The organism is Agrobacterium sp. lyk4-40-TYG-31, from assembly GCF_030209855.1.
Taxonomy (GTDB): Bacteria; Pseudomonadota; Alphaproteobacteria; order Rhizobiales; family Rhizobiaceae; genus Agrobacterium; species Agrobacterium vaccinii.
In genome coordinates this window covers 56218-75114 of sequence record NZ_JARVRE010000013.1, presented here as the reverse complement: position 1 = coordinate 75114, position 18897 = coordinate 56218, and the positions used below count along the sequence as shown (strand labels likewise).

The following is an 18897-nucleotide window of genomic DNA, read 5'->3' as shown; positions in this document are numbered from 1 at the left end:
CTTTTAATTTCAATGTAGTAAACAATATCTTGCTTCATGCCCACGATGTCGATACGGTAAGGCCAAAGTTAAGAAGCATCGAACGTCGTCAGAAAAGTCGCATGAGTGGTCAGGCCAAAAACATCGAACCGCGCAGATTGTATCAGCAGATCGCAGACCAGATCCGCGAGCTGATCGAGAATGGCGAGTTTCAAGCGGGCGCACGCCTGCCTGCCGAGCGTGAGCTGGCGCAAAAGCTGGGTGTGTCACGCCCGTCCCTGCGCGAGGCCCTGATTGCGCTCGAGATCGATGGTAGCGTAGAAATCCGCATGGGGTCAGGCGTCTATGTGTCTGCCGAGCCCGTCCAGTCGCCAGGTCGTACGAAGTCTTTGGGAGAAAGCCCGTCGGAGCTGATGCAGGCGCGCGCGGCACTTGAGGGGAGCACCGTGCTTCTGGCAACCAGCCGCATCGATGCGCAGGCGCTCGAAACGCTGCGCGCAACGCTGGATGCCATGCGTATCGAGATCGATGCCGGGCGAAAGCCGCTGGACCAGGACCGTCAGTTCCATGTTCTTATTGCCGAGCAATCGGGTAACAGCGTGCTCGCGCGTTTGGTCGGAGATCTTTTCGATGAGCGACACAGCCCAATTTCGGCGCAGTTTCGCGTAAAGTTCGAAGACCGCGACACCTGGGTTTACGCCTTGCAGGAGCATGAGGCCATTTTGGCCGCACTTGAGGCAAAGGACTCATTGCTGGCGCAAGCCACGATGCACAGCCATCTGGACAGCTCCAGACGGCGATGGGTCGAGAACTGATTTCGACAAAAGATAATCGCGAGGAGGAGACCGCGTGACAGACAATAGCGAAGCCACCATTCAGCTGAACGCGCGTGACAACGTCGCCGTCGCGCGCCGATCGATTCAGCCCGGAGGTGCCACCGGTCGTGGCGACCTCAAGGCCGTGGAACTGATCGGGCGTGGGCACAAGGTCGCTCTCAGCACCATCAGAAGCGGTGAGGAGGTGCTGAAATACGGGCAGGTCATCGGCGTCGCCACGCAGGATATCGAGCCCGGTCGCCATGTTCACCTGCACAACCTCGCCATGGTACCGTCGGAACATTCCCACCAGTTCAGCGTCGATATCGAAGAAAAGGGCATGTTGCCGCTCAGCGAGCGGCGCACCTTCATGGGCTTTGATCGCGGTGCTGGTGGCGTCGGCACGCGCAACTACATCGGCGTCATCGCTTCGGTAAACTGTTCCGCCACGGTCTCGCGCTACATCGCGGATTACTTCAACAAGCAGGGTGGTCTCGAGGGATTCGACAACGTCGATGGCGTCGTCGCGCTGACTCACGGCACCGGCTGTGCGCTGAACACCAAGTCCGAAGGCTACCGTCTTTTGATACGGACAATCCAGGGCTATGCCCGCCATCCCAATTTCGGAGGTATTCTTCTGATCGGGCTGGGCTGCGAAACCAATCAGATTGCGCCCATTCTTGAACATTACAGGATGGAAGAGGGCGAGCGTCTGCGCACCATGACGATCCAGCAACATGGCGGCACGCGCAAGACGATCGATGCGGCGATTGCTAACATCAAGGAAATGCTGCCGGGCGTGAATGCTGCCAAAAGGACAGAGCAGCCGCTATCGGCGCTGAAAGTAGCCTTGGAATGCGGCGGGTCGGATGGCTATTCCGGCATCTCGGCCAATCCTGCGCTGGGCTACGCGTCGGACCTTATCGTGCGCAACGGCGGGACCACGGTTCTTTCGGAAACGCCTGAAATCTATGGCGCCGAACATCTGCTGACCCGCAGAGCCGTGACGCCTGCGGTGGCGGAAAAACTGTTGCAACGCATCGACTGGTGGCGGGACTACACAGCCCGCAACGGTGATGAGCTGAACAACAATCCGTCCCATGGCAACAAGCTGGGCGGCCTCACGACCATCCTTGAAAAATCATTAGGGGCTGTCGCCAAGGGCGGATCGATGCCGTTGAAAGCCGTCTATGAGTTCGCTGAAACCGTTACTGAACCCGGTTTTGTGTTCATGGACACACCCGGCTACGACCCTGTTGCTGTAACTGGGCAGGTGGCGGGTGGCTGCAATGTCATCTGCTTCACCACGGGCCGAGGTTCGGTCTCGGGTTTCAAACCATCGCCTTGCATCAAGATTGCCACTAATTCCGAAATGTACGAGCACATGAAGGAAGACATGGACATTAACTGCGGCGAGATTGTCACCGGTCATGAAACCATCGAAGAATCCGGCAACCGAATTTTTGAGCACATCATCGCCGTTGCGTCGGGCGACAAGACCGTTAGTGAAATCTACGACTACGGCGACAACGAGTTCGTGCCCTGGCAGGTCGGCGCAGTGACGTGATGGTCTGTCTCACGTGAAACACCGGGCACGCGCCGGGTGATCAAAAAGGGGTAGGGTGGCGTGCCGGTTTCCGGCTTCGCCACCCTTATTTCATCAATGCTTGAAGTGACGCATGCCCGTGAAGACCATGGCAACGTTATGGGCGTTGGCCGCGTCGATGACGTCCTGATCCCGCATGGAGCCACCCGGCTGAATAACCGCCGTGGCGCCGGCGGCGATGGCGGCCAGAAGGCCGTCTGCAAACGGATAGAATGCTTCCGAAGCAACCGCTGAGCCCTTTGTCAGGGGTTCTGCAAGGCCCATGGCTTTGGCGGCATCTTCTGCCTTCTGTGCTGCAATGCGTGCAGAATCAATGCGGCTCATCTGGCCAGCACCGATACCAGCAGTCTGGCCATCCTTGGCGTAAATCACAGCATTGGATTTGACATGCTTGGCAATCTTGAAGGCAAATTTCATGTCTTCGAGTTCCTGCGGGGTCGGCGCGCGGTTGGTGACGACCTTGAGATCAAGGTCTTCCACCATGCCGTTATCGCGGCTTTGCACGAGTAGGCCACCAGAGACTGTCTTTGCAGTGATACCGGGCGCACGCGCATCCGGCAGGCCACCTGCTGACAGCAGACGCAGGTTTGGCTTGCGGGCAACGATCAGTCTTGCTTCTTCGGTCACATCAGGTGCGATGATGACCTCGGTGAAGAGCTGGATGATCTCTTCAGCCGTTTCTGCATCCAGTGTCCGGTTGAGCGCGATAACGCCGCCGAAGGCAGAGACCGGATCGCATGCCAGCGCCCGCTTGTAGGCATCCAGCAGCGTCTCACCTGTCGCCACGCCGCAAGGATTTGCATGCTTGATGATGGCAACCGCAGGCGCTTTCTCTGGCAAAAACTCGGCAACCAGTTCGTAAGCGGCATCCGTGTCGTTGATGTTGTTGTAGGAAAGCTGCTTGCCCTGCAAAAGGGTCGCGGTCGCAACACCCGGACGTTTGTCGCCTGTCAGATAGAAACCGGCGCTCTGATGTGGGTTTTCACCGTAACGCATCTTTTCCTTCAGCACGCCGCCGACAGCGCGGTAATGCGGTGTTTCGATGGACAGCGCTTCGGCAAACCAGTTGGAAATGACAGCGTCATAGGCAGCAGTACGTGCGTAGGCCTTTGCTGCAAATTTCTGGCGGAGCGCGTAGCTCGTCTCGCCATCATTCGCCTGCAAAGCTTCCAGCAGTTCCGGGTAATCGCTGGGATCGGTGATGACGGTGACATAAGCGTGGTTCTTGGCCGAAGCGCGGATCATGGCGGGTCCGCCGATGTCGATGTTTTCCACCGTCGTCGGATAATCGCCACCCTTAGCCCTGACCTCTTCGAACGGGTAGAGATTGATGATGGCCAGATCGATGGCTTCGATGCCATGTGCACGCATGGCCTCGACATGCTCTTCATCGTCGCGGATGGCCAGCAACCCACCATGGACGTTGGGGTGCAGCGTCTTGACGCGGCCATCCATGATCTCTGGAAACTTGGTCACATCGGACACATCCGTCACCGGCAGTCCGGCATCCGCGATCGCCTTGGACGTTCCGCCCGTTGACAGAAGCTTGACGCCGAGTTTGACCAGCGTACCGGCGAGTTCGATAATATCGGTCTTGTCGGAAACCGATAGCAGCGCGGTACGGATTTTGACCTTGTCAGGCGCGGGGATTTTTTTGGAAACGACAGCCATGGGACTACTCCGTGGAACGTGGAGGAAGGGCCGGAGATCAATCGTTCCGGCGGTTGCCGCCGCGTTAGCACAGCTTTGCGCATTAATAAACACAGCCACGCCGTCCAGCTTGCGATTCGGCAGGGGTTTTTCCTTTAGGGAAGCCCTGCCTAAAGCTTTCTTTCGATCAGCCAGCGCACTTCACTGGTTTCTAATACCTGAAAATGGATTTCCAACTGCTGTGAAGGACGGATGCCGGAGGCATCCGCCATGAAAACATCCTCTGCAATGGAGACCATCTGCCCCGGTGCCGAAAATACCCAGCTTGTGCCATCGCTGGCCCGCATCATCACCGACTCTTCGTCCTGCCTCACCAGTTCGATAGAGGGGTGAATGTGGAAGCGGGAGACGGCATCGATCATCGCATCCGGTTGTTTTTTATCCTGCTGAGCAAGATAGATAAGATCACGACCTTTGATCTTGCTTCCTGCTGCACTCAGTTCCAGCTCGCGTTGATGGATGTAACCGTAGTCTCTGACATAGCCATCATGGGAGGCGATCAACACGTCGGCACCCTTTTGATCGGTCTCTCGCTGAACGCTAACCTCGCTGATACCGGCAACCATGATAGGCCCCAGCAGGCGCGACCGTGACAGCCGGCAAGACGAAGTATCATTGATCGTCACCGTCGAATGGGCAGCAGTTGAACGGCTCGCGCGTTTGAAATCCGGTGCGGCGTAGGAGGGAAAGCCGGAATTAACGATGAAACGGTTGCGAACGGAAGAAAGCTCGAATGACAGACAGCCGCAATGCGCACCTCTGGAGAGTTCCATGGACTGGGGGATGCCGGTGTCGACGATAATAACCGTATCATCCGCTGACAGCCGCTGATAGGCCACATCAGGCAGGGCCCGGGATGGACGCCCGGATGTTTCGTCATAGCGCAGCACCGATGCCAGTTCATTCGCCAGCGTTGCCGTCGAGCCATTGAAAAGCGCAAGGTCACCATCCTGATGGCGGAAAAAGCGAATGGCGGGAAACATGCGGTCGATTGCTGGAACGAGACCGGGCGGCACGTCGTGACCGAGATTGATGTAACTTTGGCGCAACGGCAGCAGATCCAGCAGCAGTTCCAGCATAACGCGTGGATTGCGCGACACGTGGCCGCCATCGGGCAGAACCTGCCGCTCCAGCTCCCGATCAAGCTTCATACCGAAGCGCGCAATTTTCGAAGCCCGGTTGGGAAGTGAAATGGACGCCACCGCCAGCGCAATGCGAATCTTAAGACGGGTCTCTCCATCAGGCGCATATCTGTCGATAAGGCTGAGATAGGCGACGTGAAAGCCCAGGCTTTTGAGAAAACGCCGATAGAAGCCCGCATCCGCATTGTGCAACACAACAGGGGAATGGGACAGCCAAGCGATCAACCGTTGCGCCGCTGTATCAGGAGCCCAGGCGACCCCGACGAAAGTGCGGCCATGCAGCGCGATCCAGTCAGACACGAGAACGCGCGACCGGTGACAGGCCTCGTCCGACTTGCTGGCACGGACATGGCGCAGCCAGCTGAACGCATGCAGCCTTTCTTCGAAAGCCACGGAGGGCATTTCAAGCGAGAAAGGCGACACGCCACCGGTTTCCAGAATGCGCCCGGCAAGCGCTATGCGGCCATAAATGAGTTCCTGAGCCACATAGGGATCGACCGCGCGCAAATCCGTTGGCGCTGCCACTAGCCCGCTGGGAGCGCGTTTTGCCAGCTTGGATAATTTCAGACGCAGAGGCGCAATGCCTATCATCAGATGGTTTCGAAGCGTGCGTAGAAATAGCCCCGCCGCGCTGAAGCTGCTGTTCAGGGATCTTACCAAACGTGTCTTTCCCGCCTGCGCAACGATGATGGATGGACCGCAGAATGATGGATGCTGGCTAGCAATGGACAAGTCACTCAATGTTTCACGAAAAACTTCATATTCTGTAAACGATCCACCATGCGGCAGAGGAAGCAGCGTGAACGGCTCCCTGTCACGAGCGCGCTACAGAAACCGGGTTGTGCGAAAAGAGATGAACACATGGAATGATGCCGCTGCGACCAGTCGTTCATCACAGCGACATCCAGAAAAGGACAAGCAATGGACTATCGTTTACGCAACACCGCTGCGTAAAAACCATCGACTCCGCCGAACATATCCGGCGTGGTGCGCAGGTCACCATCCGCATTGACAGCATGCTCCATGCCGGGAAAGTCCTGTGCAGATACGGGTATGCGTTCCAGATCGGGCGAACTGGCCAGTACCTTCGCCACCATCTCTTCACCCTCGGAGGGGTCGAGCGAGCAATTGGAGAACACGACGAGCCCGCCGGACTTCACGAATGTGGAGGCATGACGCAGCATCTGCTCCTGAAGACCGGCAAGCTTGGCGATATCGCGCTCGTCCTTGGTCCAGCAAACGTCGGGATGCTTGCGCAATGTGCCGGTGGATGAGCATGGTGCGTCCAGAAGCACCGCGTCGAACAGCTCCTCCGGCTGAAACTTCAGCATGTTGCTCTCGATCGTCTCGGCCTCCAGCTTCAGACGCCTGAGATTTTCGCGAAGCCGTTTCAGGCGATTACCAGACTGATCGAGCGCCGTGACCTTCGCGCCGCTCAAAATCAGCTGTGCCGTCTTGCCGCCGGGAGCCGCACAGGCATCCACCACACGTTTTCCCGTCAAATCACCCATGAGGCGGACAGGTATGCTGGCGGAGAAGTCCTGGACCCACCACTCGCCGTCGTCAAAACCCTCCAGTCCCGAAACCGAGCCTTCGAATGAGCCAAGCCGGACACTGCCATTGGGCATGACCGTGCCACCGAGCTTCGAGGCCCATTGCTCCGGATTTGACTTCACAGTGATATCGATGACGGACGGAATAAGCTGCGCTTGAGCCATACGTTCGGCAGCATCTGCGCCATAGACTTTCGACAGCCGTTTATAAAACCATTCGGGCAAGACGGGTATCGCGCTAACAGCTTGCAAAACATCGTCTTTTTCGCGCCCCAACCGCCGCAGGACTGCATTGACCAGCTTCACGAAACGTCTGTTGCGTGGATCGCGATGCGCTTGCTCGACAGCAAGATCGACAGCCGAGTGATCTGGCACATCCAGATACAACATCTGCGTCGCACCCACGACCAGAACATGATGGAGCGAGCGGGCGCCTTGCGGAAGCGGTCCATCCAGCAACATGCCAAGCGCTGCATCGATACGCGGCAAGTGGCGTAGCGCTGTATTGACGATGGCACGCACCAAGGCTCGGTCTGCAACATTGAGAGCCCGGTAGGTAGGGTTGCCGTTTTCGGCGTCCATCATGCCATCGAGGGATGTCTTCTTTTCGAGAACAGCGGACAAAATCTTGACCGCCGCCATCCGCGAGCCGAGCCCGGGCTTCCAGGCGTCACCCGACGTGGATGCTTCATCGTTTCCACCAGACGGCTTACGTTTGAAATGTTTTGCCGGTTTGGCGGAAGAATTCGATGTCAAGACCAAGGCCCTTTGCGCTCATTATTATCGCTTCGACCCGAACCGGTGTTAGGAACGGACCGTGATTTGCGGACCGGCTTAGCACTTGTGGACTGGTAGGTCGATGGCTGTGCAAACTCACCGGACATGGCATGCAGGGCCGCGATGCGATTATCCGTGTTGGGGTGCGTGGAAAATAGATTGTCCATCCGTTCGCCAGAGAGCGGGTTGATGATGAACATATGTGCCGTCGCCGGGTTGCGCTCCGCGTCATCATTATGAATCTGGCGGGCAGCACCGGAAATCTTCTGCAGCGCAGATGCCAGCCAGATCGGGTTGCCACAGATTTCCGCACCACGCCTGTCGGCAGAATATTCACGTGTTCGGCTGATCGCCATCTGCACCAGCATGGCGGCGAATGGCGCGACAATCATGGCGAACAGAATTCCGATGAAGCCCAAGGGATTGTTGTTTTCGCGGTTTCCTCCCATGAACAGCGCGAAGTTGCCGAGCATAGAGATGGCACCTGCCAAGGTCGCCGTGATGGTCATCGTCAACGTGTCACGGTTTTGAATATGGGCGAGCTCATGCGCCATGACGCCAGCGACTTCCTCGGGCGTCAACTGCTCCATCAATCCGGTTGAGGCGGCCACTGCGGCATTCTGTGGATTGCGACCAGTGGCAAAGGCGTTTGGCTGCGGACTATCGTAGACATAGACTTTTGGCATTGGCAAACTGGCATTGTGAGCCAGGTCGCGAATCATCGCAAAGAACTCCGGCGCATTGCGCTCATCGACCTCCTGTGCGTGATAGGCCTTCAAGACCATCTTGTCGGAATTCCAGTAGGAAAACAGGTTCATTCCTGCGGCAACAACGAGCGCGATCATCATGCCGCCGCGACCGCCGAGCATAAAACCGATGCCCATGAACAAGGCGGTCATGAACGCCAACAACATGGCCGTACGCATCATGTTCATCCGATAATCTCCGTAATTGAGTGGAATGACTTACCAAGCCATCTCGACTTCTATAATCTGGTTACGAAGAAACGCATTTCAATATCCTGTCATAAGGCCTTGGAACAATGGAAGATGCAGACAACGACAACAGCGGTGAAAACCGCAAGCCGATTTCGCCAGCCGCAGCACGCGCGCTGAAGGAAGCCGAAGAACGCCGCAAGCATGCGGAAGCACTGGAGCTGCCACCGGAAACGGGCGGCCGGGGAGGGGTCGAACCCGTCCGATTCGGCGATTACGAAATCAAAGGCCGAGCCATCGATTTTTGATCGACGCCAGTCCTTAAAAATTTCTTATTTAAAAACAATACCTTAAATTACTTCTGCTCTAGCAGACGGCACACGGCTTCCAACTGTTCCAGCGAGCGGTAGTTGATGCGAATATGACCGCCATTGCCCTTATGGGCGATTTTGACATCAAGCCCGAGTGCATCGGTCAATGTCCGCTCCAAAGCGATAGTGTCGGAATCTTTTTCATTTTCCGGCTTGCGGGAATGACCAGGATCAAGCTGGGCCTTGATATCAGCCTGAGCCATACGCTCGGCATCACGGACAGACAGTCCACGAGACACGATGGCGCGGGCGAAATGAAGTGGATCCGATGTCGTCACGAGCGCGCGCGCGTGGCCAGCCGACAGGGTACCCTCGGCCAGCATATCACGCACCGGATCGGGCAGCTTTAGAAGTCGCAGACTGTTGGCGACGTGACTACGACTTTTGCCGATAATCTCACCGAGATCATTTTGGGTATAACCATGTTCGGCAATCAACTGATCGTAACCCAGCGCCTCTTCCAGCGGATTGAGATCGGAGCGTTGGACGTTCTCGACGATCGCCAACTCGAGAGCGGTGCGGTCATCGACATCACGAACGATGACGGGAATTTCTGTGAAGCCAGCGAGTTGTGCCGCACGCCAACGACGTTCACCGGCGATGATTTCATAGCGGTTCTGCTCGACCGTTCGGACGACGACAGGTTGAACGATACCATGCTGGCGAATGGAGGATGCGAGATCCTGCAATTCATTTTCATCAAAATGGCGACGTGGATTGCGCGGGCTGCGGGCGATGAACTCGATCGGGATCGTACGGTCAGGGCTGACCGCGCGTTGTGGCTCGCCAACAGGGAGAGGCTGGTCCATCTCGCCAATCAAGGCTGCAAGTCCGCGACCGAGACGGCGCTTTGATAAATCATCGCTCATAAATCAAACTCCAAAAATCCGAATAGGTCGCGAGTCCTCGCTCGTCATCCCCTCAGTTTACGCAGTCACGGCCTAAGCGGCCTTTCGCAGCCGTTCGCGCTGTATGACCTCGGACGCCAACTGCAAATATGCCTGGCTTCCGGCGCATTTCAAATCGTAAAGAATAGCGGGTTTACCATAGGAAGGCGCCTCGGAAACGCGAACGTTTCTCGGTATCAACGTGTGATAGACCTTCTCACCGAGATGCGTTCTGACGTCATTGACAACCTGCTGCGCAAGATTGTTCCGCGAGTCGAACATGGTGAGCACGATGCCCTGGATATCGAGAGCAGGGTTTACCGTTCCACGAATTTGATTCACCGTATCAAGCAATTGGCTGAGGCCTTCCAACGCAAAAAACTCGCATTGGAGAGGGACCAAAACCGAATGCGCTGCCGCCATTGCATTCATCGTCAGCAGGTTGAAGGATGGGGGGCAATCGACAAGAATATAAGAGTAAGCTCGCGCATCAGCAGCCTGTAGGGCATTTCTCAGCAAAAATACGCGATTGGAAGCATTGGCCACCTCCATTTCAAATCCCAGGAGATCCATGGTCGACGGGACGATATCGAGGTTCGGCACGGCTGTGGGAACGGCAACCTCGGCAACCGAATTGGCACCGATCAAGAGATCATAGGATGATAGCTTACGCTCACGGCGGTCGATACCCAGCCCGGTGCTCGCATTGCCCTGCGGGTCGAGGTCCACAACCAACACACGCTCGCCGATTGCGGCGAGAGCCGTGGCGAGGTTGATAGCAGTCGTCGTTTTACCGACGCCACCCTTTTGGTTTGCGATCGTTATAATTCGATTTTTCTCAAACATGATGCCGCACCTGACCTGGTCAATCAGCTTTCCGACGTAGGTGACTGATTTCGAGCACAACGGAGCTCGCTTCTACACTGCTTTGATGTCTTACCAGATCGAAATCCCATCTACCACGCGCTTTATGCACTTCGACTTCATAATCCCGACCTTTGTTGAGATAAGAAGTGAGACTATCGTTTTTACGCGCCCATGGTTCGATATAACCGAACAGTGTATCGAGGTCAGCAAGTGCGCGAGCGGATATTGCGTCGCATTGTTGGACCAAACTTGGGGCCTTCTCAATCCGAACTGGATGGACAGAACCGCGAGCCCCTGTCTCCGTCAGTGCGACACGTAGAAAACCAGCTTTTTTGTTATTACTTTCAACGAGGTCTACCCAGCCGTCGCCGATTTCTGTGAGAAATATAGCGGTAATGATTCCAGGAAAGCCACCGCCACTTCCCAAATCGATCCAGTGTTGGGGTTTTGGCGCAAGCTGGAATATCTGAGCACTATCGGCAACGTGGCGGGACCAAAGGTCCGTAAGCGTCGAAGGCGCTACAAGATTTGTTGTCGCGTTCCACTTTTTGAAAAGTTCGACGAAATGCTCGAGTTTTTCCTGTGTTTCACGTGAAACACTTTGGCCGTTTATGTTCATAAGAGACTCGTTATAGCTGTGCACGCAACGTTTGACTTCGCGTATAAGCGCCTTTCTTGAGCAGAGCAAGAATAAGCGAAATGGCGGCAGGCGTCATGCCATCGACCCGAGAAGCCTGAGCAATGTTCGCCGGGCGCGCCTTTTGAAGCTTTTGCTTCAACTCGTTGGAAAGGCCGGAAAGCGTAGAAAAATCGAAATCGTCAGGAATGGACCTGTCTTCATCGCGCTTTATATCGATGATATCCGCGTTTTGTCGCTGCAAATAAACGGCGTAGCCTGCTTCGATTTCAAGGACTTCAGCGACCTTTGGCGCCAGTGCTGATAGCTCAGGCCAATGGTCTGTGATTGTCGCGAACGTGATATCTGGATAGGAAAGCAACTCATAGGCAGATCGCCTTTGGCCGTCCTGATTTAATTTCAGACCCTGTTTAGCTGCCTCAAATGGACTAATTGTCAGCTCTTTCAGTTTCGCCCGAGCTCCATCCAATGTACCGACAAAGTCGGCAAAACGCTTCGACCGCTCAGACCTGACAATTCCCGCAGTCTCTCCAAATGGCGTGAGCCGGAGATCGGCATTATCAACACGTAGGGACAGGCGGTATTCTGCTCGCGACGTAAACATTCTGTAGGGCTCGGTGACACCCTTTGACGTCAAGTCGTCTATCATCACACCGATGTAGGATTCTGTCCGGCTGAAGTGGACTGGAGCGCCACCACTTGCAAAAACTGACGCATTGAGCCCTGCAACAAGCCCCTGTGCCGCCGCCTCTTCATAACCAGTCGTTCCGTTAATCTGACCAGCCAAAAACAAACCCGGAATTTTCTTGCATTCGAGAGATGGCCGCAGCTCTCTTGGATCGACATAGTCGTATTCAATGGCATAACCCGCCTGCAGGATTTTTACCTGTTCAAGGCCAGGGATGGTGTGGATGAAGAGTTCCTGGACCGATAGGGGCAGGGATGTCGAAATGCCGTTTGGATAGATGGTATCATCATCCAGCCCTTCGGGTTCCAAAAATATCTGATGGCCATCGCGTTCACCAAATCGCACTATCTTGTCTTCGATAGAGGGACAATAACGCGGGCCCACACCTTCGATCTGTCCCGAATACATGGCAGAGAGATGGATATTATCCTGAATGATCTTGTGGCCAGCAGGCGTCGTTCTCGTGACACCACATTCGATCTGGGGATTGCGAATGTGGTCCGTCATGAAGGAGAAGGGAACGGGGTCCGCGTCCGCGCCCTGACGCTCGACTGACGCCCAATCAATGGTCCTGCCATCCAGTCTGGCTGGTGTTCCCGTTTTCAGGCGGCCCATAGAAAGCCCAGCACGAGCCAATGTATCTGAGAGACCAACGGATGGCCTTTCACCAACGCGACCCGCGGGAATCTTTTCGGACCCGATATGAATGAGGCCGCGTAAAAATGTGCCACTCGTCAGAACGACCGATCGGCAAGCGATTTTAGTGCCATCGGCTAGGATGACAGCTGTTATGACGTTGTCTGCAAATTCAATGTCGTACGCATCACCTTCAAGGACAGTGAGATTCGAAATTGCGGAGATTTCCGCCTGCATCGCTTCTCTATATAGCCGTCTATCCGCCTGCGTGCGTGGACCTCTGACTGCGGGACCTTTCTTGCGGTTGAGCATTCGGAACTGGATTCCGCCCTCATCGGCAACGCGTCCCATCAATCCGTCCAAGGCATCGATCTCCCTAACGAGATGGCCTTTTCCCAGTCCACCAATCGCCGGATTGCAGGACATGACGCCAATGGTATTTTTATTATGCGTGAGCAGGGCGGTTTTTGCGCCGTGACGCGCAGCAGCAGCAGCAGCTTCGCTACCGGCATGACCGCCACCAATGACAACAACATCGTACTTCATGACGAGACCCGTCCTTTCGGTCTGCCCGCGCCCTATTGGCTCAGTGTTTCACGTGAATCATTTTCCTATGCAGAATTCGGAGAATATCACACCGAGCAATTCTTCTACATCAACCCGACCGGTGATTCGTCCCAACGACGTCGCAGCCAGTCGCAAATATTCTGATCGGACCGCAAGGTCCATGCCTTCAGAATTGAGCGCATCACTAACATAGTTCAACGTCTCTTCAAGTCGTTTCTTATGTCTAGCGCGTACAGGCGCCAAAGAGTGCGTCACACCAACACGTGTTTCGATATGCGATCTGATCAGGGACTTGAGTTCAACCAAACCTTTCCCGGTCTTCGCCGAGATGACCAAGTCGTAGGGAGCAGTACAACGCTCTGGATGAAGATCGGATTTCGTGGCGACATTTACTATCGAGACGTAAGATGCCAACTCAATTTGTTGCGCATCCGAATCGGTCTCGGATAGCGATAGCACAAGGTCAGCTTCCGCTGCGCTCGCACGGGCCCGTCTTACACCTTCGCGCTCAACCACATCGTCTGTGTCTCTCAATCCGGCGGTATCATAGATCGTCACCAGGTATCCGCCGATATCCAAGTCGGTGCTGATCACGTCGCGCGTCGTGCCCGCTATGTCCGTCACGATAGCAATATCACGTCCGCTCATAGCGTTCAGTAGGCTTGATTTACCAACGTTCGGCGAACCGATAAGTGCAACCTTGAAGCCGTTGCGAATGATTTCGCTGGAGCCGCCTGCATTCAGATGATCCGATATTTCCGTTTTTATTCTGGAGACGGTAACCCAGACCTGTGCTGCTACCGAATCGGGAACGTCTTCCTCGTCAGAGAAATCAAGCTCCGCTTCGATCAATGCGCGGCAACGGGTGAGTTGGTGCGCCCAGTCATCGTATAGTACAGAGAGTTGGCCGGATGTCTGCTCAACGGCCAAGCGCCTCTGCATTTCCGTTTCTGCTTTCAAAAGGTCGGCCAAGCCCTCTACTTCCAGCAAATCCATCTTGCCATTGTCATAGGCGCGCTTGGAGAACTCTCCGGCTTCCGCGGGCCGGATGTGATCGATAGCATCCAGTTCTGTGAAAACAGCGTCAACGACGGCCTTGCTGCCGTGCAGATGGATTTCGACGCAGTCCTCGCCCGTGAAAGAATGAGGGGCTGGAAATTGAATCACCAAAGCCTGATCGATTGTTTCTTTGTTTCGGTTACGAATCGTTCGGAGTGCGGCAACGCGGGGTGCTGGAAGACGACCCCCTGTCAGCATAGACATCGCGACCATGGCCTGACTTCCGCTCAATCTCAGCACAGCGACTCCCGCAGGCAGAGTGCCGCTGGAAAGGGCGTAGATTGTGTCCGTAGAAGAAACCAAGGTCTTTAACTCCAATGGGTATGCCACGCCTGAACGATACAACGACAAACCGCGCCCTTGTGAGGCGCGGTCAGGCAAACTCTGATTGTAAACCCAGCGATCAGGTGTTCATCGAATCGAAGAAATCCCCGTTGGTCTTGGTCTGCTTCAACTTGTCGATCAGGAACTCGATGGCATCGGTCGTGCCCATCGGCGCAAGGATACGACGCAACACGAAAATCTTCTGAAGATCCTGACGTGGTACGAGGAGGTCTTCCTTACGCGTACCGGACTTGAGAATGTCCATGGAGGGGAAGATACGCTTATCGGCGACCTTACGATCCAGAACGATTTCCGAGTTACCGGTGCCCTTGAATTCTTCGAAGATGACTTCGTCCATGCGGCTTCCCGTATCGATCAGGGCGGTCGCGATGATCGTCAGCGATCCACCTTCCTCAATGTTACGGGCTGCACCGAAGAAACGCTTCGGGCGCTGCAAGGCATTGGCGTCCACACCACCGGTTAGAACCTTACCAGAAGAAGGAACAACGGTGTTGTAGGCGCGTCCGAGACGCGTGATCGAATCAAGCAGAATAACGACGTCACGGCCGTGTTCGACAAGACGCTTCGCCTTTTCGATCACCATCTCGGCGACCTGAACGTGGCGCACGGCAGGCTCATCGAATGTAGATGAAACGACTTCACCTTTTACAGAACGCTGCATGTCCGTCACTTCTTCTGGACGCTCGTCGATGAGAAGTACGATCAGGTAGCATTCAGGATGATTAGCCGTGATGGAGTGGGCAATGTTCTGCAGCAAAACGGTTTTACCCGTACGCGGCGGCGCAACGATCAACCCGCGCTGGCCCTTACCCAGCGGTGCGACAAGGTCCATCACGCGCGCTGACAAATCCTTGGATGTCGGTATTTCGAGTTCAAGCTTGAAGCGCTCGTTCGGATAGAGCGGTGTCAGATTGTCGAAATGAACCTTGTGGCGAATCTTCTCAGGGTCATCGAAGTTGATTGTGTTGACCTTCAGCAGCGCGAAGTAGCGCTCGCCTTCCTTTGGTCCACGGATCGGGCCCTCGACGGTATCACCGGTCTTGAGCGAAAAGCGGCGGATTTGCGAAGGCGAGATGTAGATATCATCCGGGCCGGGCAGGTAGTTTGCGTTGGCAGAGCGCAGAAAGCCGAAGCCATCCTGAAGAACTTCAACAACGCCTTCACCGATAATCTCGATGTCCTGACTTGCCAATACCTTGAGGATTGCAAACATGAGCTCCTGCTTGCGCATCGTGCTCGCATTTTCGACTTCCAGGGATTCTGCAAAAGTCAGCAAATCGGTTGGGGATTTGCTCTTAAGTTCCTGAAGCTTCATTTCAGCCATGAAGAGAAAGACCGTCTTTAAAATATGTGTGTGGGGAAAGGCTTGTTCGCGAATCAGGTACTGTGGGTGGCCCGCAGACGTCTGAATAATTCACATGCCATTGAGATGAGTTACCGGAAAATAGCGGTTCAACCTGAAAGCTGCAAGAGGAAAGCACCAATTCCGAGAAAATTATCGTGATGACACCTCAAGCGAAGGGTTTCACAACCACAAGTATGACTATGAGGATCATCAAAAGGGTTGGGGCCTCATTCATCAACCGCCAGTGACGAGCGGTCCGTGTGTTTTCGTCACGCGCAAACCGGCGCACGCTTCTGCTGAAATAGACATGGGTGAGCGTCATGAGGATGACGAGGCCGATCTTTGCATGCAACCAGCCGCCGGAAAAACCATAAACTGACCACGCAAGGTAAAGACCAAGAACCCAGGAAATCATCATTGCGGGGTTCATGATCACCTTGAGAAGCCTCTGCTCCATGATCTTGAAGGTCTCAGACTTGTCGGAACCGGGCGCTGCGTCGGTGTGATAGATGAAAAGCCTGGGCAGGTAGAACAAGCCAGCCATCCACGAGATGACGGCAATGATGTGCAAAGCCTTGATCCAGAGGTAGGCGTGTGAGGGATCGACATGCAGCACCAAGGCAACTAGGCCAACAAAAACGGCAAGCGCTACTGCGGCTCGGAGGCGTGCCTTACGGCCTGCTGTGGCTGAAGTCTGCTTTTCCCCGCTCATAGCGCATAGCCGTGTGAACGGACACGGGACACCAATCTGGCGACATTCTCCGGGTCAGCCTGGGGCGTAATCCCGTGCCCGAGATTGAAGATCAGCGGGCCGTTAGCAAGACAGTTCAGGATCGCATCGATCCCGTCTTCCAAAGCCCGGCCACCGGCCACCATCCGCATCGGGTCGAGGTTACCCTGTACCGGTCCATCCTTCTGGAGTTCACGGGCGAACGACAGCGGCACGCTCCAATCGAGACCAATGGCGTCAGCACCGGTCTTCTGTCGGTAATCTTTCAATAGGATACCGGCACCCTTCGCGAAGGCTATTATTTTTGCACCAGGCCTCCGTGCCCGAACGGACGCGATGATGCGGGCGACGGGCTTTACCGCGAAATCCTCGAATTCCTTTTCGCCGAGAACGCCGGCCCAGGAATCGAATATCTGAACGGCATCTGCACCAGCATCGAGCTGCGCCACGAGATAATCGGCAGAAACGTCTGCGAGAAAAGCGAGAAGCGTTTCCATGGCCTGCGGGTGTTGATAGCCAAACAGACGGGCAGGGGCCTGATCCGGCGTTCCATGCCCTGCAATCATGTAGGTCGCAACCGTCCACGGCGCACCGCAAAAACCCAGCAGCGTTGTTTCACTGGGTAATTCCTGCCTCAATCGCTTCACCGTTTCGAAAACAGGAGCCAGATGCGGCAGGATGTTATCACCCCTCAACGCTGCAATCCCCGCGGGATCGATCAGGTCCATCGCAGGGCCCTTGCCCTCGGTGAAGGATACGTTGCGGTTCAACGCGTCGGGTATCACGAGGATGTCGGAAAACAGAATGGCGGCATCCAGGCCGAAACGTCGGATCGGCTGCAAGGTCACTTCGGTCGCAAGTTCAGGATTGTAACAGAGATCGAGGAAACTTCCTGCTGCCTTCCGCGTTTCCCGGTACTCCGGCAGGTAACGTCCTGCCTGTCTCATAAGCCAGATCGGAGGAGGGCCCAACGTTTCCCCGTTCAAAACCTTGATAACACGACGCTCTGACATGGGCTCATCTTTTCTAAAAAATAAAATCTAAGAGATCTAAATGATTTTCTATTTCTTAGAGTCTGTGAGTAGCAAGGATTAAAATCTATCCGGCGGAAATGCCGCATCGGGCTGAAACACAGATTTCAGCTTTGATCGAATCCATAGTTTGGGAAAAATTCGGTCATATCCCCATATCTCCTTAACGATTCAAAGGCTTGAGACGCATTCGCATTTGCTGCAGCCTGTGGATAAGGGGCTGATCGTTTTTAATGGATTTCATTTCTCCACAGAATTCACAGGGACGTGTTTGCTTGCTACACCGGATCGCCGATTGTGGATAAAACGGCAGTTATGCAGGCCGTGACCCGGTGCCGGACCCGAATGCGAGGTTTGTGCACCTTTATCAACAGGGAGCCGAAAACAACGTGGAGAACCAAAAAAGCTTCTTCCATCTTCATCTGATTTCTGACTCCACCGGTGAGACTCTGATGTCTGCGGGCAGGGCGGTGTCGGCACAATTTCATGCGGCGATGCCGCTTGAGCACGTCTACCCGATGATCCGAAACCAGAAGCAGCTTCAAAAGGTGATTGATAGCATCGATGAAGAGCCGGGAATCGTGCTCTATACAATCGTGGATGAACAACTGGCTGAGTACCTCGATCTTCGGTGTCATGCCATCGGCGTTCCCTGCGTCAATGTGCTGGAACCGGTCATCGGCATCTTTCAGACCTATCTCGGCACGGCATCACGACGCCGCGTGGGTGCGCAGCACGCGTTGAACGCAGACTATTTTGCGCGGATTGAAGCCCTGAATTTCGCGATGGACCATGATGACGGGCAGATGCCGGAAAATTACGATGATGCTGACGTCGTCATCATAGGCATCAGTCGCACCTCAAAGACACCGACGAGCATCTATCTCGCTAACAGAGGGATTAAGACGGCCAATATTCCTGTGGTGCCAGACGTTCCGCTGCCAGATAGTCTCTATAAGGCAACCAAGCCTTTGATCGTTGGTCTGGTGGCGACGTCGGATCGGATATCGCAGGTTCGTGAAAATCGCGAACTGGGCGTCACCGGTGGTTTTGACCGCGGACAATATATTGACCGGGCAACGATCATGGAGGAGCTGAAATATGCGCGCTCCCTCTGCGCCCGCAACAACTGGCCCGTAATCGATGTCACGCGTCGCTCGATTGAGGAGACGGCTGCTGCCATTCTTGCTCTTCGCCAAAGGACGCGTTAATTCCTT

At 55.1% G+C, this 18897-nt stretch carries 16 protein-coding genes; 4 read left to right on the top strand and 12 right to left on the bottom strand.

Annotated features, from left to right (window positions below):
- Nucleotides 1-101 precede the first annotated feature (101 nt).
- Complete coding sequence (locus tag QRN55_RS21490) at nucleotides 102-794, top strand: FadR/GntR family transcriptional regulator (RefSeq protein ID WP_284778242.1); 693 nt, start codon at nucleotides 102-104, stop codon at nucleotides 792-794.
- Nucleotides 795-828: 34 nt separating this feature from the next.
- The gene (locus tag QRN55_RS21485) at nucleotides 829-2361 is read left to right on the top strand and encodes a UxaA family hydrolase (RefSeq protein ID WP_284778241.1); all 1533 of its coding nucleotides are present in this window, start codon (nucleotides 829-831) and stop codon (nucleotides 2359-2361) included.
- Between the two features lie 93 nt (nucleotides 2362-2454).
- Here QRN55_RS21485 and purH read toward each other — a convergent pair whose 3' ends face one another.
- From purH to htpX, 4 genes are all read right to left on the bottom strand, one after another.
- Nucleotides 2455-4071, bottom strand: coding sequence for a bifunctional phosphoribosylaminoimidazolecarboxamide formyltransferase/IMP cyclohydrolase (gene purH, locus QRN55_RS21480; RefSeq protein WP_233122218.1), 1617 nt, complete (start codon nucleotides 4069-4071; stop codon nucleotides 2455-2457).
- 149 nt (nucleotides 4072-4220) lie between these two features.
- Complete coding sequence (locus QRN55_RS21475; protein WP_284778279.1) at nucleotides 4221-5843, bottom strand: heparinase II/III family protein; 1623 nt, start codon at nucleotides 5841-5843, stop codon at nucleotides 4221-4223.
- A 335-nt stretch (nucleotides 5844-6178) separates the two neighbouring features.
- The gene (locus QRN55_RS21470) at nucleotides 6179-7567 is read right to left on the bottom strand and encodes an RsmB/NOP family class I SAM-dependent RNA methyltransferase (RefSeq protein ID WP_284778240.1); all 1389 of its coding nucleotides are present in this window, start codon (nucleotides 7565-7567) and stop codon (nucleotides 6179-6181) included.
- Nucleotides 7558-8517: a zinc metalloprotease HtpX gene (gene htpX / locus QRN55_RS21465; RefSeq protein WP_284778239.1), complete on the bottom strand. Its 960-nt coding sequence runs from the start codon at nucleotides 8515-8517 to the stop codon at nucleotides 7558-7560. The genes QRN55_RS21470 and htpX overlap by 10 nt, the downstream gene beginning before the upstream one ends.
- A gap of 107 nt (nucleotides 8518-8624) precedes the next feature.
- Between htpX and QRN55_RS21460 the strand changes: the two genes are divergently transcribed.
- Nucleotides 8625-8825, top strand: a complete 201-nt coding sequence (locus QRN55_RS21460; protein WP_112501102.1) for a DUF1674 domain-containing protein — start codon at nucleotides 8625-8627, stop codon at nucleotides 8823-8825.
- A 47-nt stretch (nucleotides 8826-8872) separates the two neighbouring features.
- Here QRN55_RS21460 and QRN55_RS21455 read toward each other — a convergent pair whose 3' ends face one another.
- From QRN55_RS21455 to hemE, 8 genes are all read right to left on the bottom strand, one after another.
- A complete protein-coding gene (locus QRN55_RS21455; RefSeq protein WP_112501103.1) occupies nucleotides 8873-9757 on the bottom strand; it encodes a ParB/RepB/Spo0J family partition protein in 885 nt (294 codons plus the stop codon).
- A gap of 72 nt (nucleotides 9758-9829) precedes the next feature.
- Entirely contained in the window at nucleotides 9830-10624 is a 795-nt protein-coding gene (locus tag QRN55_RS21450) for a ParA family protein (RefSeq protein WP_284778278.1), read from the bottom strand.
- 16 nt (nucleotides 10625-10640) lie between these two features.
- The gene (gene rsmG / locus QRN55_RS21445; protein WP_284778238.1) at nucleotides 10641-11261 is read right to left on the bottom strand and encodes a 16S rRNA (guanine(527)-N(7))-methyltransferase RsmG; all 621 of its coding nucleotides are present in this window, start codon (nucleotides 11259-11261) and stop codon (nucleotides 10641-10643) included.
- Nucleotides 11262-11271: 10 nt separating this feature from the next.
- On the bottom strand, nucleotides 11272-13149 hold the full coding sequence (gene mnmG / locus QRN55_RS21440) for a tRNA uridine-5-carboxymethylaminomethyl(34) synthesis enzyme MnmG (RefSeq protein WP_284778237.1): 1878 nt from the start codon (nucleotides 13147-13149) through the stop codon (nucleotides 11272-11274).
- A gap of 57 nt (nucleotides 13150-13206) precedes the next feature.
- On the bottom strand, nucleotides 13207-14532 hold the full coding sequence (gene mnmE / locus QRN55_RS21435; protein ID WP_284778236.1) for a tRNA uridine-5-carboxymethylaminomethyl(34) synthesis GTPase MnmE: 1326 nt from the start codon (nucleotides 14530-14532) through the stop codon (nucleotides 13207-13209).
- A gap of 100 nt (nucleotides 14533-14632) precedes the next feature.
- Entirely contained in the window at nucleotides 14633-15898 is a 1266-nt protein-coding gene (gene rho, locus QRN55_RS21430; protein ID WP_112501108.1) for a transcription termination factor Rho, read from the bottom strand.
- Between the two features lie 187 nt (nucleotides 15899-16085).
- Complete coding sequence (hemJ, locus tag QRN55_RS21425) at nucleotides 16086-16631, bottom strand: protoporphyrinogen oxidase HemJ (RefSeq protein ID WP_284778235.1); 546 nt, start codon at nucleotides 16629-16631, stop codon at nucleotides 16086-16088.
- Nucleotides 16628-17662: a uroporphyrinogen decarboxylase gene (gene hemE, locus QRN55_RS21420; protein WP_284778234.1), complete on the bottom strand. Its 1035-nt coding sequence runs from the start codon at nucleotides 17660-17662 to the stop codon at nucleotides 16628-16630. The genes hemJ and hemE overlap by 4 nt, the downstream gene beginning before the upstream one ends.
- Before the next feature lie 407 nt (nucleotides 17663-18069).
- Between hemE and QRN55_RS21415 the strand changes: the two genes are divergently transcribed.
- Complete coding sequence (locus tag QRN55_RS21415; RefSeq protein ID WP_111841346.1) at nucleotides 18070-18891, top strand: pyruvate, water dikinase regulatory protein; 822 nt, start codon at nucleotides 18070-18072, stop codon at nucleotides 18889-18891.
- Nucleotides 18892-18897 lie beyond the last annotated feature (6 nt).